This window comes from Dyadobacter linearis, from assembly GCF_907165045.1.
Classification (GTDB): Bacteria; Bacteroidota; Bacteroidia; order Cytophagales; family Spirosomataceae; genus Dyadobacter; species Dyadobacter linearis.
In genome coordinates this window covers 450,085-464,406 of the sequence record NZ_CAJRAU010000004.1, presented here as the reverse complement: position 1 = coordinate 464,406, position 14,322 = coordinate 450,085, and the positions used below count along the sequence as shown (strand labels likewise).

The following is a 14,322-nucleotide window of genomic DNA, read 5'->3' as shown; positions in this document are numbered from 1 at the left end:
TTTTATAAATTCTCTACGCTGCATGGAGATCAGGAGAATGCAGTGATACCTGGTTTTGCTACCTCAACTACCGGAGGTTTCATATCAAAGCTGTAAGTGTCAGGACCCAGCTTTTCAGATGAGTTCATCGCTTCGTCCCAGGTAACACGCTTGCCAGTGTAGGAAGCCATTCTTCCCATGATAGCGATCAATGTGCTGTGCGCCATGAACTCGCCGTCGTTGATCAGTTTGCCGCTTCTGATAGATGCGAACAATTCATTATGCTCAGTCTGATACATATCGTTCTGTGCACCTTCATATTTCCACGGATTTGCTCCTGTGATTTCGTGTACGTTACGTGCACAGTTCACCATCGCGCGGCCTTTCGTTCCGATCGTTTCAACGAGGTAGCTGTTTTCGCAGTTAGCCTGTTGTCTTGAATGGTGGAACCCTTTCACACCATTGTCATAATCGTAAACTACTGAAAAGTGGTCGAAGATGTTACCGAACAGAGAGTCAGTCCGCACCTGGCGACCGCCTGTACCTACCGCAGAGACCGGCAGTTTTCCACCCATTGCCCACGACATCATATCGATACTGTGCACAGCCTGTTCTACAATATGGTCACCCGCAAGCCAGGTATAGTAAGTCCAGTTACGCAGTACATATTCCGCGTCTGTCCAGCCTTGTACGCGTGGGAAAGACCATAATGTACCTGTATCGTAAGTATTGTAAATAGCAGAAATATCACCTACCGCGCCGTCGAGGATTTTCCCAAAGCTCGCACGCTTTGGCTCGTGGTAGCGCCAGCAGAAGCCTGACATCAACGAAACATTTTTCTGTTTCGCCAATTTAGCTGCGTCAAGAACTTTACGAACACCCGGCGCGTCTACTGCCACCGGTTTTTCGCAGAATACGTGCTTGCCTGCATTGATAGCCGCTGTCAAATGCTCCGGACGGAAATGAGGAGGAGTTGCAAGAAGCACTACATCCACACCAGATTCCAAAACCTTTTTATATGCATCAAATCCGATAAATTTGTTGCCTTCTTCTACCTTCACTTTCGGACCGTGAATTTTGGTCAGGTTGGCAAGTGAAGAATCCATTTTATCTTTAAAAATATCTCCAACAGCGTGAAGAACTACGTTCGGATCAGCTTTCAAAGCCTGATTTGCAGCGCCAGATCCACGTCCGCCACAACCGATCAAACCAATTTTCAGCGTTTCTGCATTCACACCCGCAAACGCGCGGTTAGGATTTAAAATGGCAATAGTTGGTAGTGTGCTACCCGCCAGCGCCATGCTCGCCATTTTCAGGACATCTCTTCGAGAAGTACTCATTGTTATTAGGGATTAGGTGATAGAATTACCGAAAATTTAGACTTTTTAAGTATACTGCCACTGATTCAACATATATCAAGGCAATAAAGATAAACAAATCTGTTATTTTTTTGCTAATGTAAAACCAAAATTTCCCAATGCGTGTTCGACCACACACAAAAGTTTAAATATGTAAATCAACGTTATTATATACTTTTATACGCCCGAATCTCTATATCTTAATATGGTCCAGGAAAATTTACTCCTTATAATTTCTCTTCTTTTTGTAGTTGCAATGCTCACGATGGTGAGCCAAAAAATTGGCGTTTCTTACCCGATATTTCTTGTAATTGCCGGTCTGTTAATCAGTTTCATTCCTGGAATGCCCGTTTTGAAACTCGCTCCTGACTGGGTTTTCCTGATCTTCCTGCCTCCCCTTTTATACAGTGCCGCCTGGAATACTTCGTGGAAAGATTTCTGGGAAGCCAAGCGACCGATCTCGCTCCTTTCGATCGGTCTGGTCGTTTTCACTGCTACTGCGGTCGCTTATCTTTCACATGCATTAATCCCGGGGTTTACGCTCGCAATGGGATTTGTATTAGGCGGTATCATTTCCCCGCCCGACGCAGTTGCGGCTACCTCTGTCTTACAAGGTTTGAAAGTACCAAAACGCGTGGTTACGATCCTGGAAGGTGAAAGTCTGGTTAACGACGCTTCCTCGCTTATCGTTTTCCGCGTTGCGCTCGCCACCGTTGCCACGGGCCAGTTTACACTATGGAAAGCCGGCGTGGATTTTCTGCTGGTGGCAATTATGGGTATCCTGATCGGACTCGCGATTGCGCACGTGTTGTACGTAGTCCACCGCTTTTTCCCAACTACACCCAGCATCGATACGGCGCTTACATTCATTTCGCCTTACCTAATGTACATCGCCGCCGAACATTACCATTATTCCGGCGTACTGGCTGTGGTAAGTGGCGGATTGTTCCTGAGCTTCCGGGCGCATGAGCTGTTCAGCTACCAGTCAAGAATGCAAACCAACTACGTTTGGGAAACAGTGATATTCCTTTTAAATGGTATTGTGTTCATCATGATCGGGTTGGAGTTGCCCGAAGTAATGCTTGGTCTTGGCGCGTACACAGTGAGCGAAGTGATCTCTTATGCGGTCATCATCAGTGTGGTTACGATCCTGATCCGTATTATCTGGGTATTCCCAAGTACCTATATTCCAAGGGTTTTATTTAAATCCATTCGCGAAAAAGAAAGAAGGCCCGGCTGGCAACCTGTGTTCATTGTAGCCTGGAGTGGAATGCGTGGGGTAGTTTCGCTCGCATCTGCATTGGCTGTCCCCTTAACTGTCAACGGCGGCACATTTCCGCACCGCGACCTATTCCTGTTCATCACATTTGTAGTAATCCTGTTTACGCTCGTTTTGCAGGGTTTAAGTCTTCCTTTTATTATTAAATGGCTTAAAATCGAGGACGACGGGGAGAATATGGAGGAACAGAATGCGATGATGAATTCAAGATTGGCGACTGTCAGCCTTGACTATATGAAATCTAACTACGACGGTGAAATCGCTGATTTCGAACCCTTCCGACTATTAAAAGAACGTTATGAAAAGATCATCGAAATGGCAGATTCTAAATTTCTGCATACCGATAGCGATTCCGCCAAAAGCACGGTCAGGAAGTACCGCACGATGCTTTTAGAGATTATTGATGTGAAGCGTGGGGAGATAACAAAACTGCGCAGGGAAAGGGCCTGCGCAGATGAATTGATCAAAAATAAAGAAAGGGAACTGGATCTGGAAGAAGCAAGACTCCGCAGGTCACCTTAATCCCATGCTACTTCAATGACACTGTTTTGGAGATCAATCGTCGTGAAATGCTCGCCGCTTTGACGTTTCAGCGAAATTTTACCATTCTGTACCTTTGCAACTTGCTGCGATAGCACATCCTTTTCATTCTTTTTCCGGTAAATAGCAACTACCGGCTCCGCACTGGCAACTTCAATATCGATTGACCTACCTTTTGCCCTCACTAATTTTCCACTATCCGGCAGATAAGGCGCTTTGGCCAATGCCAGCGCGCGGGAAGCCTGCGGCACACCATAGCCGACAAAATTGTTTCCGTAGGGATATAAATGCGAAGACTTTTCAATCAGCGAGATCAGCTCTTTGTTGGTAAGTTTGGGGTTAGCCTGCAACAGGCAAGCCGCAAAACCAGTGATCACCGGCGCCGAAAGTGAAGTACCGTACAAGGAAAAGCAGGACACATTTGGTTTTACATAAGACAAAAACTCAGGACCTACACTGCTGTACCCTATTCTGTTCCAGAGCTTTCCATTCGTAGCGCCTACTGACAATACACCTTTTGCATCGGCCGGAGCAGAAACAATCCCCCAGCTTTTATCATCGCCTTCGTTGCCTGCGGAAACGATCAGCATAATACCTTTTTTGTCAGAAGCGATCTGCGCTGCCCGGGTAATTGCGCTCGTTTTACCGTCCATTTGGGAAGGAATATAATTTTCTTTTGGATCCGAAAAACCTTTGGCATAACCCAGCGACGTGTTAATCAGTCGCACACCCAGACTGTCCATCCATTCCATCGCCGCAATCCAGTTATCCTCTTCGCCCCGGTATTCACGCATTGAATAATCGGTGCGCGCGAGGTAAAACTTGGCATTGGTCGCCATTCCGTACTGTATTTCATCCTGGAAATCAACGCCCGCAATAGCTGCCATTACTTCCGTTCCGTGCATATCTGAAAATGACTCCGCCGTGCTGAACAGCAGCTCACCCGCCCGGCCCGGTTTTACATAATCCCGGATTCCCAAAATCCTTTTATTAGAAAAAATCTTTGCAAGCGCCAGTGAAGAATCAGCTCCATAGAAGCCCGCGTCGATCACTCCTATTGTCACATCTTTGGCGGTAATACCTTCTTTCAAAAACAAGCTGGCCTGCACCTGGGACATTACCGGCGCCATTTGTGCCTTCTCAATCGGCTGCGTTTTGGCTACGTAAAATCCCGGATCAATCGGTATAACCTCTTGCACAAAATCCAACTCCCGCACTTTCATCGCCTGCTCGCTCGTCAGGTTCGCAGACACTGCATTCAGCCATTTTGATTTATTAATGATAGTAACAGACTGCGCTTTTAAAGCTTGCTCGTATCCTATATTGATCGGCAGGTCAGTTTCGTCTGAAATGGGTAGTCCGAGTTGCTGGCGACTTGCCAAAGTTTGCGGGGAGACGGCGGGGGAAGATGCTAAGTCTTTGTTTTTGAGATAAATCCAATATTTCGGAGCCGCTTGCAGCGCAGCCGGGATCAGGAGTAGGGTGATCAATAGCAATCTTTTCATACATTCATTTTGTTAGGCACTTCCTTAATTTGGTATATCAAAATCTGCAATCGGGCACAAAGCAGCGTTTTACACGTGCAGCTTCCCGGATATCTGTAATTTTAGAACAAGATAAACGTAATTTTACAAATTAAATTACAGTTACAAAAATTACCAGGTATGCGCTATTCACGTATTGATAAGGCCCTTTTCATAGACAACAGACGCAGGCTCAGCACACTTTTGAAGCCAAAATCCCTCGCAATTCTGAATTCAAATGACATTATGCCGACCAATGCAGACGGTACGATGGGCTTTAAGCAAAACTCGGATTTGTTCTATTTAACGGGCGCTGATCAGGAAGAAACCATATTGCTCATTTTCCCCGATCACCCGGACCCAAAGTTCCGTGAAGTACTATTTGTACGCGAAACAAATGAGCTGATCGCGGTCTGGGAAGGCGAAAAGCTGACCAAGGAACAGGCGCGGGAAGTTACCGGCATTCAATCCGTTTACTGGACGCACCAGTTTGACTTTATCTTCGGCAATATCATTTTTGAAGCTGAAAATGTGTACCTGAACACCAATGAACATACCCGAAACGATTCGCAGGTACAGAGCCGGGAAAGTCGTTTTGTGCGTGATTTTAAGGATCGGTACCCTGTGCATACCCTTTTGCGGCTGGCACCGCTCATGCACCAGCTGCGGGCGATCAAACATCCTGTCGAAATTGAGCTACTGAAAAAGGCTTGCGAGATCACCAAGTCCGGTTTCGAGCGCGTTTTGAAGTTTGTGAAACCGGGCGTGCATGAATTTGAGATTGAAGCCGAGCTGGTCCATGAATTTGTCCGCAACCGTTCCAAAGGTTTTTCCTACCAGCCGATTATTGCTTCCGGGGCCAATGCGTGCGTTTTGCATTACATTCAAAATGACCAGCAGTGTAAGGACGGGGACATAATTTTGCTCGACGTGGCCGCGGAATATGCCAATTACGGAGCTGACCTGAGCAGAAGTATTCCTGTGAATGGGCGGTTTACAAAAAGGCAGAGAGACGTTTATGATGCTGTACTGAGGGTTTTTAAAGCTGCAAAAGATATGCTGGTGACCGGCAATATCTGGGATGAATACCACAAGGAAGTCGGAAAAATCATGGAAAGCGAGCTGATCGGCTTGAAGCTGCTTTCAAAAACTGACATTGAAAATCAGGATCCCGACGTACCTGCTTATAAAAAGTATTTCCCGCACGGCACCTCGCACTTCCTCGGACTGGATATCCACGACGTAGGCAACAAATACCGCCCTTTCGAACCAGGAATGGTATTCACCTGCGAGCCAGGCATTTACATTCGCGAAGAAGGTCTGGGTATCCGTTTGGAAAACAATCTACTGATCACACAAACGGGCAATATTGATTTAATGGCTGACATTCCGCTGGAGGCGGAGGAGATTGAGGAAATTATGAATAGCTGAGGTGATCTTGTTTTTAGTAAATTTGTTTACAGTCTGGGGATAACGCGATTCAATAGTGTTACCAATAAAAGTGTCGATATGGAAAGAACGCTCAATTTTAATATTCCATTGTCATTCAATCAGTTGGTTGACTTGGTGAAGCAATTACCGGAAGTTGAGAAGAAGAAGCTGGTCTCCGTTTTGCAAAATGAAGGAGTATCCGAAGCGACTTCTAAATTAGAGATATTGGATCATTTAAAAGATGATCTCATCGCCATAAAATCAGGGAAGCTAGCAACTCGTCCATTGAAAGATGTTTTTAATGAACTTTGAGATAATAACTCCCGAAATTTTTTGGAGATACTACTATATTTGAACAAAAACCAAACATACACTAATGGTCGAAACAACACCCGATTCTATTCAGGAAGCCAGACGGTATCTGGCAAATGCGAAACAAATTTTGCGTGAAAAGGCACGCAAGGAAGATGGCTATTTCCAAGATTCCAAGTACGTAAAAATGGCCGGACACACAGCCTATGCGGGCATTTTACTGGTATTGGACGAAGTCTTTGGAAAGAAAACGAAAGGCCGAAAAGACGTCGATTGGTATAAGTCAAACCTTTCTCAGGCAGACAAGAAGATGCTCAATTCGTTTATGACCGCGTACCAGGTACTGCACCTCGATATGGCATACGATGGGGCACGCAGCGCGGCGCTGGCGAAACTGGGAATCGAAGAGGCTGAGAAACTGATTCACTGGGTCGAGAGAAAAACTGGTAGCGCGTGACCGTTAGTTATATAATTTTGCAAGCCGGGGAGATTATCATCTTTCCGGCTTTTATTTTTTTCGAAGACACTTATACTCTTTGCATGCACCTTCTTCAGGAAGACATTATAAAACTGCTCCTTTCCTTCCTCCTCGGCGCGGTTATTGGTACCGAGCGGGAGTACCGCAGCAAGTCGGCCGGGTTGCGGACTATGATCCTGATCGCGGTCGGGTCGACGCTATTTACAGTACTATCCATTAAAATCAGTGCAGATGCTGGCAGGATTGCGGCTAATATTGTGACCGGAATCGGCTTCATCGGGGCGGGGATTATATTTCGGGAAAACAACCGGGTTGTGGGTATTACCACCGCGGCGATCGTGTGGGTTACAGCCGCAATTGGAATGGGGATCGGGGCCGGGTTTTATGAGATTACCGTGATTTGTTTCGTGATTTCGGGAATGTCGCTTGTGATGCTGGCGCCGCTTCAAAAGTTTATCCGCAGAAGAAGTCAGATTCGGAATTACAGGCTGGTTTGCCAATTTGACCAAAAATCCCTGAAAACGTACGAGGACCTTTTCCAGCAATACGATCTGAAAATACTGCGGGGCGAACAGAGCCGGACAGAAAAGCATATCACCGGCAGCTGGACTTTACAGGGACCCGAGAAGCACCACGACGAACTGACCCAGCGACTTCTCAACGATACAGATATCCGGGAGTTTGACTTTTAAGGTAACAAAACCGCTACATTAGTTTTTGATTAAAATTGGATGTAAAAACCCGGAAAATGAGCTTTTCAGCAACAACAGAGCGTTATAATGGTTGTTAGGGAAACTTTATAAAGAGAAATAAAGATTATAGTAAAACAACCAGAAAAATTTGACTGATTTAGCGTTAACAATAGCCGGATCAGAATTACAGTCAATATATGTCCGACACCATTAAACACAGGCTTTGGGAAATTATCGGCCGGAATACCTCCGATGCCGAATCAGAATGGTTGGAGCAAAAAGGCACTTCTGCTCCGCTCGAACTAATGACCGCATTTGTGGCAGCCCCCAGGTTTTTGTCCAAAAAAATAATAGAAACCACCGATGAAGACAAGTGGGAGCTGAATACGGAAGTGCCCGGATTTTCAGTTGAAAACTGGTCTCTGGTGCGGTTGAGCCGCGTTTGGCTGGTAACCCAGCTTGATCCTTCCGACAAGGAGGAATATGTCAAAAACGTGGATACCCTTTTTGACACTGCTGAAATGAACGAGCTCGTGGCGCTCTATTCTGCGCTGCCGCTCCTCTCCTACCCCGAACAGTGGCTTTTCCGGGCTACCGACGCAGTTCGTTCCAATATGGGATTTGTATTTGACGCGATCGCATTTCATAATCCTTATCCTGAAAAGCACTTCAACGAACTGGCGTGGAACCAGTTGGTTTTGAAGACCATTTTTAACGATAAGCCGATCCATTTAATAGAAGGATTGCAAAATCGAATGAATGAAAAGCTGGCTGTGACATTATCCGATTTTGCGCACGAACGCTGGGCCGCTGGCAGAAGCGTTCCGCCCCAGGTCTGGCGGCTTGTGAGCAGGTACATGACGCCGACGATCCTGGCTGACATGCAGTATTTGTATAATTCTGAAAACCGCGAAGACCAGAAAGCAGCTGCGCTAGCCTGCTCGGAATCTTCGCTTATTAATGCAAATTACCTTTTGGCCAAATATACAGATCTTGAAAAAGCAGTGAAATCAGGTGTATTGACCTGGGCCGAACTTGAACATTGAAACTATGTGCTTAAACCCTAATGAATCCGCGCCAAACCCTTCCCACTTTGAAGAAAGTGAAGAAACCGCCTCGGCGCACCGTGATATTGCCTGGAACGATTACCGCGATCTGATCAAAGGAATGCGGTTTTTTGATCCGCATATTCACATGGTTTCGCGGACTACCGACGACTACCAGGCTATGCACCAGGCAGGAATAGTTGCCCTCATCGAGCCCGCTTTCTGGGTGGGTCAGCCGCGTACCGGATTGTCGAGTTTTAAAGATTATTACAGTAGTCTGGTTGGCTGGGAGCGTTTCCGCTCTTCGCAGTTTGGCATCAAGCATTATTGCACGATGGGACTAAATTCCCGCGAAGCCAATAATGAGCCGCTGGCCGAGCAGGTCATGGAAATTTTACCACTATATATATACAAAGAAGGTGTAGTAGGCATAGGTGAAATTGGTTTCGACGACCAGACACCGGCTGAGGAGAAATATTACAGGCTTCAACTGGAACTGGCGAAAGAGGCGAAACTGCCGGTTCAGATCCACACGCCTCATCGCGACAAAAAGAAAGGTACCGAACGCAGTATGGCGATCGCGATCGAACATGGTATCGATCCTTCGTGGGTGATCGTGGACCATAATAATGAAGAAACCGTAAAAAGTGTACTGGACAAAGGTTTCTGGGCTGCATTTACTATTTACCCTTTTACCAAAATGGGTAATGAAAGAATGGTGAAAGTAGTGGAACAATATGGTCCTGAGCGCATTATGATCAATTCTGCTGCCGACTGGGGTATTTCTGATCCGCTGGCAATTCCTAAAACGGCCGCATTGATGAAAATGAAAGGTATTTCCGACGAAACGATCCGGCTGGTGACCTACCAGAATGCGATCGATGCATTCGGTAAAAGCGGGCAGATTGACGTGACGGATTTTGAAGGAGGTTATGAAATTGACCAGAGCGCAAAATTTCATGGAAACAGCATTCTGAGAGGCGGGCAGCAGCCTGAACCGGTTAAAGATTCCCTAGTGATCCGTTAAAGTGAGCACCATCAAACCTTATCTTCAGCTAACCCGCCCGGCCAATCTCGTGACAGCCATCGCAGACATTCTGGCCGGCCTGGCGATCGCACAATTTACATTTTCCGACTTTTCACCAGCCTGGCTGGTCATTTCCACGCTCGGACTTTACGGCGGCGGCGTGGTGATGAACGATGTTTTTGACGCAAAACTCGATAGCGTCGAGCGGCCTGAAAGACCGATCCCGAGTGGAAAAGTCCCTTTGAGATCCGCAGCTTTACTGGGTATCTCGCTACTATTTATGGGTATTCTGGCTGCGGCATTATATAGTTTTCAAAGTGGCATGATCGCGATCATAGTAGCGATGTTCACTATACTTTATAATCGCATTGCCAAGCACCACGCATTTTTTGGTCCGCTGGTGATGGGTATGTGCCGCGGTGGTAATTTGATATTGGGAATGAGCGTTTTGCCCGAATCCTTTGAAAAATATGCGTGGGTCGCATTGCTGCCAATCGCTTACATTTTTGCGATCACGATGATCAGTCAGGATGAAGTGCACGGCGGCAAAAAGCGCACCTTATATATTGCTGCATTACTTTACACAATCGTGCTGGCGGTGCAGCTCACCATTTCGAGCCGGGAAGGAAACTTATTATTTACGCTTCCATTTGTATTGCTGCACACCTGGCTGATAGGTCGGCCGCTTTGGAATGCAATGCAAAACCCGATCGGACCGTTGATCGGGAAAGCGGTAAAAGCCGGGGTAATATCCCTGATCGTAATGAATGCTTCCTGGTGCGTGGCCTTCGGATTACTGCCACTCGGACTTGCGGTACTGGCCCTGTTACCATTGTCAATGCTGCTGGCGAAGGTTTTCGCTGTAACTTAGTATTAAAAATAACCCTATTCTGCATTCCATGTCGTTTTCGATGCAAACCATACAACAGCAATTCAAAGTAGAATACAATTACGCTGTGTTCTTTACGCAGCATTTGTTCGATCCTGCCAATACGCTACTTAAAGATTTTTTCAATCAATATACCGAGCAGGGCTTTCAGAAAAAAGCATTAGTGATTGTAGATGAAGGTTTTGCAAACTTTCATCCATCACTTTCCAGCGATATCCGGACTTACTTTTCGCAGTCCGTCCCGCAAATTCAGCTTGCCTCGGAAACCATTATAGTACCCGGCGGCGAAGCTTGCAAGAACGACCCTGTACTATTTGAAAGTCTGGTCAATGCCGTTGACGTACACGGTATCGACCGGCATTCATTTATCATCGCAATCGGCGGCGGCGCTGTGCTGGATTTGGTAGGCTACGCTGCCGCAGTTTCTCACAGAGGTATCAAGCTGATCCGCGTTCCTACTACTGTTTTAGCGCAAAATGATTCAGGAGTTGGTGTTAAAAACAGTATCAATTTCAAAGGAAAGAAAAACTTCCTGGGCACGTTTGCGCCTCCCGTGGCTGTTTTTAATGACTTAACATTTTTAAGAACACTTGACGACCGTGACTGGCGCGGCGGACTAGCCGAAGCTATTAAAGTCGCATTGATCAAGGATACAGCGTTTTTTGAATGGATAGAGTCGCATGTTGATGCGCTCGCGGGCCGCGATGAAGAGGCAATGGCTTACCTGATCCATCGTTGCGCTGAAATGCACACGGACCATATTGCCGGCGGCGATCCATTCGAATTCGGCTCGTCACGGCCGCTGGATTTTGGTCACTGGGCAGCACACAAACTCGAATATCTAACTGATTTTCAGGTTCGTCACGGAGAGGCGGTTGCTATCGGTATTGCATTGGATTGTGTGTATGCTGCCAAGATCGGCAAGCTGCCCGAAGCTGATCTGACCCGCATTCTCGACGTTCTGACAAAGCTTGGTTTTGACTTATACCATCCCAAACTGGCCGAAAACGATAAGATCAACCTGCGTAACGGATTGCAGGAATTTCGCGAACACCTGGGCGGAAGGTTGACAATTATGCTTTTGGAAAAAATAGGAAAAGGCGTAGAAGTACACGAGCTCGACGCCGATATTATCGCACAATCTGTTGATTATCTGGAAGGTTCTAAACTAATCCACGCATAATGATCACCCCTTACGGACACCTGACCTATTGCAGCAATATCCACCCGGGCGAAAAATGGAATGACCATTTTCAGTCGCTGCGGGAGAACCTGCCTTTTATCAAACAACAACTTTCCCCTGACCAACCTTTTGGGCTGGGATTACGGGTTGCCAACGAAGCTTCCATTGAGTTGAGCAAGCCGGAAGTGCTGGCCGAGTTCAAAAGCTGGCTCGCTGAAAACGATATCTACGTATTCGTGATCAACGGATTTCCTTACGGCGGCTTTCATAATGTAGTCGTAAAAGACGATGTGCATGCGCCCGACTGGACCACGATCGACCGGCTCGAATACACCATCAGACTATTTGAAATACTGGCTGAATTACTACCCGAAGGCATGCACGGAGGCGTTTCGACTCCCCCACTCTCTTACCGTTTTTGGTGGGAAACCGAAGGTGATAAACAAAAAGCAACCGAAAGAGCGACCTCGCATATTCTGGAACTGCTTGATAAACTGATCAGCATTGAAAAGGAAACGGGCAAATATCTGCACCTGGATATTGAACCAGAACCAGACGGAATACTCGACAATACGGGTGATTTTGTTCAATGGTATAAAGAAACGCTGATACTAAGAGGCGAAGAATATCTGGGCGCCAAATATGGTTATAGCGACCAGCAAGCTACCGAAGCTATTCTAAGACACATTCAGCTTTGCTATGATATTTGCCACGCAGCTGTCGGTTACGAGGATCCGCAGGAGATACTGGATTCGCTGAATAAGGTTGGGATTAAAGTTGGCCGCATTCAGGTGAGCTCTGCATTGAAGGTCAATTTTGAAAGTGATCCGGGGATTAAACTGAAAGCGATCGAGACTTTTGATGAGCCGGTGTATCTGCACCAGGTAGTTGCAAGGAATGCAAATCATACCAAAAACCATTACCCTGACCTGAAAGAAGCACTTGCTGCCTGGGATGAGAGCCAGCAGGAATGGCGCGTACATTTTCATGTTCCGCTCTTTATAAATAATTACGGCGTACTGGAATCCACGCAATCGGATATTATCAAAACCCTCAACATCCACCGCGAAAATCAATTTTCGAGTTATATGGAAGTTGAAACCTACACCTGGGGCGTTTTGCCCGAAGATATCCAGAAACCGATCGGCGAATCGATTGTTCGGGAGCTGGAATGGGTGAAGAAAATTTTAAGTTATGAATAAAACAGTAGTAATAGATATAGTAGGGCTGAGCGCCAATCTGATCGGCGAACACACCCCGTTTCTTGATAAATACACTAAAAAACGCGCGCTGACTCCTATTAAGCCCGTTTTACCCGCAGTCACCACTACTTCACAGAGTACCTATATTACAGGGAAATGGCCGGCTGAAAACGGGATTGTGGGAAATGGCTGGTACGATCGGGAGGATTCGGAGATCAAGTTCTGGAAGCAATCCAACAAGCTGGTAAAAGGCGATAAGATATGGGACTCGGCGAAAAAGCTTGATCCCAATTTCACCTGCGCCAAAATGTTCTGGTGGTACAATATGTATTCGACGGCCGATTTTTCAGTTACGCCGCGCCCGCAATACCACGCCGACGGAGTTAAAGCGCCGGATTGTTACGCCTACCCGCCCGAAATGCGCGACGAATTGCAAAAGGATTTGGGGCAGTTTCCACTGTTTAATTTTTGGGGACCGAATGCAAATATCAAATCCACCAAATGGATCGCGGATTCTTCGATGTGGGTTGAGCGGAAGCATAACCCGACTTTGACATTAATATACCTGCCACATTTGGACTATTGTCTGCAAAAGTTCGGACCTGATTTTTCGAAGATCAGCAAAGAGCTGGGCGAGATCGATACGGTTGTAGAAGAGCTGGTTACGTTTTATGAATCGAGGAATGCGAAAGTCATTTTGCTTTCTGAATATGGCATTAACCCGGTCAATAATCCTATTCATATTAACAGGATCCTGCGAAATGAAGGTGTGATTTCGGTTCGTACTGAAAGATGGTACGAGCTGCTGGATGCGGGTATTTCGAAAGCATTCGCAACTGCTGATCACCAGATCGCGCACGTTTATTTTAATGATGAGTCTGTAAAAGAGCGGATCACAAAGGTTTTAAGGGAAACACCCGGTATTGATCTGGTACTCGACCGGGAACAGCAAAAAGCGTATCACATTGATCATGAGCGCGCCGGAGATCTGGTATTGGTCGCCAAGCCCGACAGCTGGTTTACCTATTACTACTGGCTCGACGATTCCAAAGCACCCGATTACGCACATTTGGTAGATATTCACCGAAAACCAGGTTACGATCCGGTTGAAATGTTTATGGATCCCAAAAACCCACTGATCAAGCTGCGGGCAGGCTACAAGCTGGCGCGTAAGTTAATGGGTTTCAGGTATTTAATGGACGTAATCCCCCTCGATGCCACATTGGTAAAAGGCTCACACGGCAGCATCAATGTTCCAAAGGAATATTTCCCGATCTGCATTACCGATTCGCCGCTTGAAAAAGGCGAAATAGAAGCGATAGATGTGTACGATGTGATTTGGAAGCATTTGATTTAAAGATCATTTCAAAAACAAAACATGGT

At 46.4% G+C, this 14,322-nt stretch carries 13 protein-coding genes; 11 read left to right on the top strand and 2 right to left on the bottom strand.

The genetic code is table 11. The annotated features are described in order from the left end of the window. Positions 1-29 precede the first annotated feature (29 nt). Positions 30-1,289 (bottom strand): Gfo/Idh/MocA family protein, encoded by a 1,260-nt coding sequence (locus KOD92_RS16615; protein ID WP_215234784.1) that lies wholly within the window; start codon positions 1,287-1,289, stop codon positions 30-32. A 253-nt stretch (positions 1,290-1,542) separates the two neighbouring features. Between KOD92_RS16615 and KOD92_RS16610 the strand changes: the two genes are divergently transcribed. Continuing rightward, positions 1,543-3,138, top strand: coding sequence for a Na+/H+ antiporter (locus KOD92_RS16610; protein ID WP_215234699.1), 1,596 nt, complete (start codon positions 1,543-1,545; stop codon positions 3,136-3,138). Here the strand turns inward: KOD92_RS16610 and KOD92_RS16605 are convergent. Further along, positions 3,135-4,661 carry a S8 family serine peptidase gene (locus KOD92_RS16605; protein ID WP_215234698.1) on the bottom strand — a complete coding sequence of 509 codons (1,527 nt, stop codon included), beginning with the start codon at positions 4,659-4,661 and terminating at the stop codon, positions 3,135-3,137. The genes KOD92_RS16610 and KOD92_RS16605 overlap by 4 nt on opposite strands. Before the next feature lie 159 nt (positions 4,662-4,820). Between KOD92_RS16605 and KOD92_RS16600 the strand changes: the two genes are divergently transcribed. From KOD92_RS16600 to KOD92_RS16555, 10 genes are all read left to right on the top strand, one after another. Then, a complete protein-coding gene (locus KOD92_RS16600; protein ID WP_215234697.1) occupies positions 4,821-6,110 on the top strand; it encodes an aminopeptidase P family protein in 1,290 nt (429 codons plus the stop codon). A gap of 78 nt (positions 6,111-6,188) precedes the next feature. After that, positions 6,189-6,422 carry a hypothetical protein gene (locus KOD92_RS16595; RefSeq protein WP_215234696.1) on the top strand — a complete coding sequence of 78 codons (234 nt, stop codon included), beginning with the start codon at positions 6,189-6,191 and terminating at the stop codon, positions 6,420-6,422. A 64-nt stretch (positions 6,423-6,486) separates the two neighbouring features. After that, positions 6,487-6,879 carry a DUF5618 family protein gene (locus KOD92_RS16590; protein WP_215234695.1) on the top strand — a complete coding sequence of 131 codons (393 nt, stop codon included), beginning with the start codon at positions 6,487-6,489 and terminating at the stop codon, positions 6,877-6,879. A gap of 83 nt (positions 6,880-6,962) precedes the next feature. Beyond that, positions 6,963-7,592 (top strand): MgtC/SapB family protein, encoded by a 630-nt coding sequence (locus KOD92_RS16585; protein ID WP_215234694.1) that lies wholly within the window; start codon positions 6,963-6,965, stop codon positions 7,590-7,592. Between the two features lie 197 nt (positions 7,593-7,789). After that, positions 7,790-8,638, top strand: a complete 849-nt coding sequence (locus KOD92_RS16580) for an EboA domain-containing protein (RefSeq protein ID WP_215234693.1) — start codon at positions 7,790-7,792, stop codon at positions 8,636-8,638. Positions 8,639-8,642: 4 nt separating this feature from the next. Continuing rightward, positions 8,643-9,665: a TatD family hydrolase gene (locus KOD92_RS16575; RefSeq protein ID WP_215234692.1), complete on the top strand. Its 1,023-nt coding sequence runs from the start codon at positions 8,643-8,645 to the stop codon at positions 9,663-9,665. A gap of 1 nt (position 9,666) precedes the next feature. Next, positions 9,667-10,536 carry a UbiA-like protein EboC gene (gene eboC / locus KOD92_RS16570; protein WP_215234691.1) on the top strand — a complete coding sequence of 290 codons (870 nt, stop codon included), beginning with the start codon at positions 9,667-9,669 and terminating at the stop codon, positions 10,534-10,536. 40 nt (positions 10,537-10,576) lie between these two features. Next, positions 10,577-11,737: a 3-dehydroquinate synthase gene (locus KOD92_RS16565; protein WP_215234690.1), complete on the top strand. Its 1,161-nt coding sequence runs from the start codon at positions 10,577-10,579 to the stop codon at positions 11,735-11,737. Beyond that, on the top strand, positions 11,737-12,939 hold the full coding sequence (eboE, locus tag KOD92_RS16560) for a metabolite traffic protein EboE (protein WP_215234689.1): 1,203 nt from the start codon (positions 11,737-11,739) through the stop codon (positions 12,937-12,939). The genes KOD92_RS16565 and eboE overlap by 1 nt, the downstream gene beginning before the upstream one ends. Continuing rightward, the gene (locus KOD92_RS16555) at positions 12,932-14,296 is read left to right on the top strand and encodes an alkaline phosphatase family protein (RefSeq protein ID WP_215234688.1); all 1,365 of its coding nucleotides are present in this window, start codon (positions 12,932-12,934) and stop codon (positions 14,294-14,296) included. The genes eboE and KOD92_RS16555 overlap by 8 nt, the downstream gene beginning before the upstream one ends. Positions 14,297-14,322 lie beyond the last annotated feature (26 nt).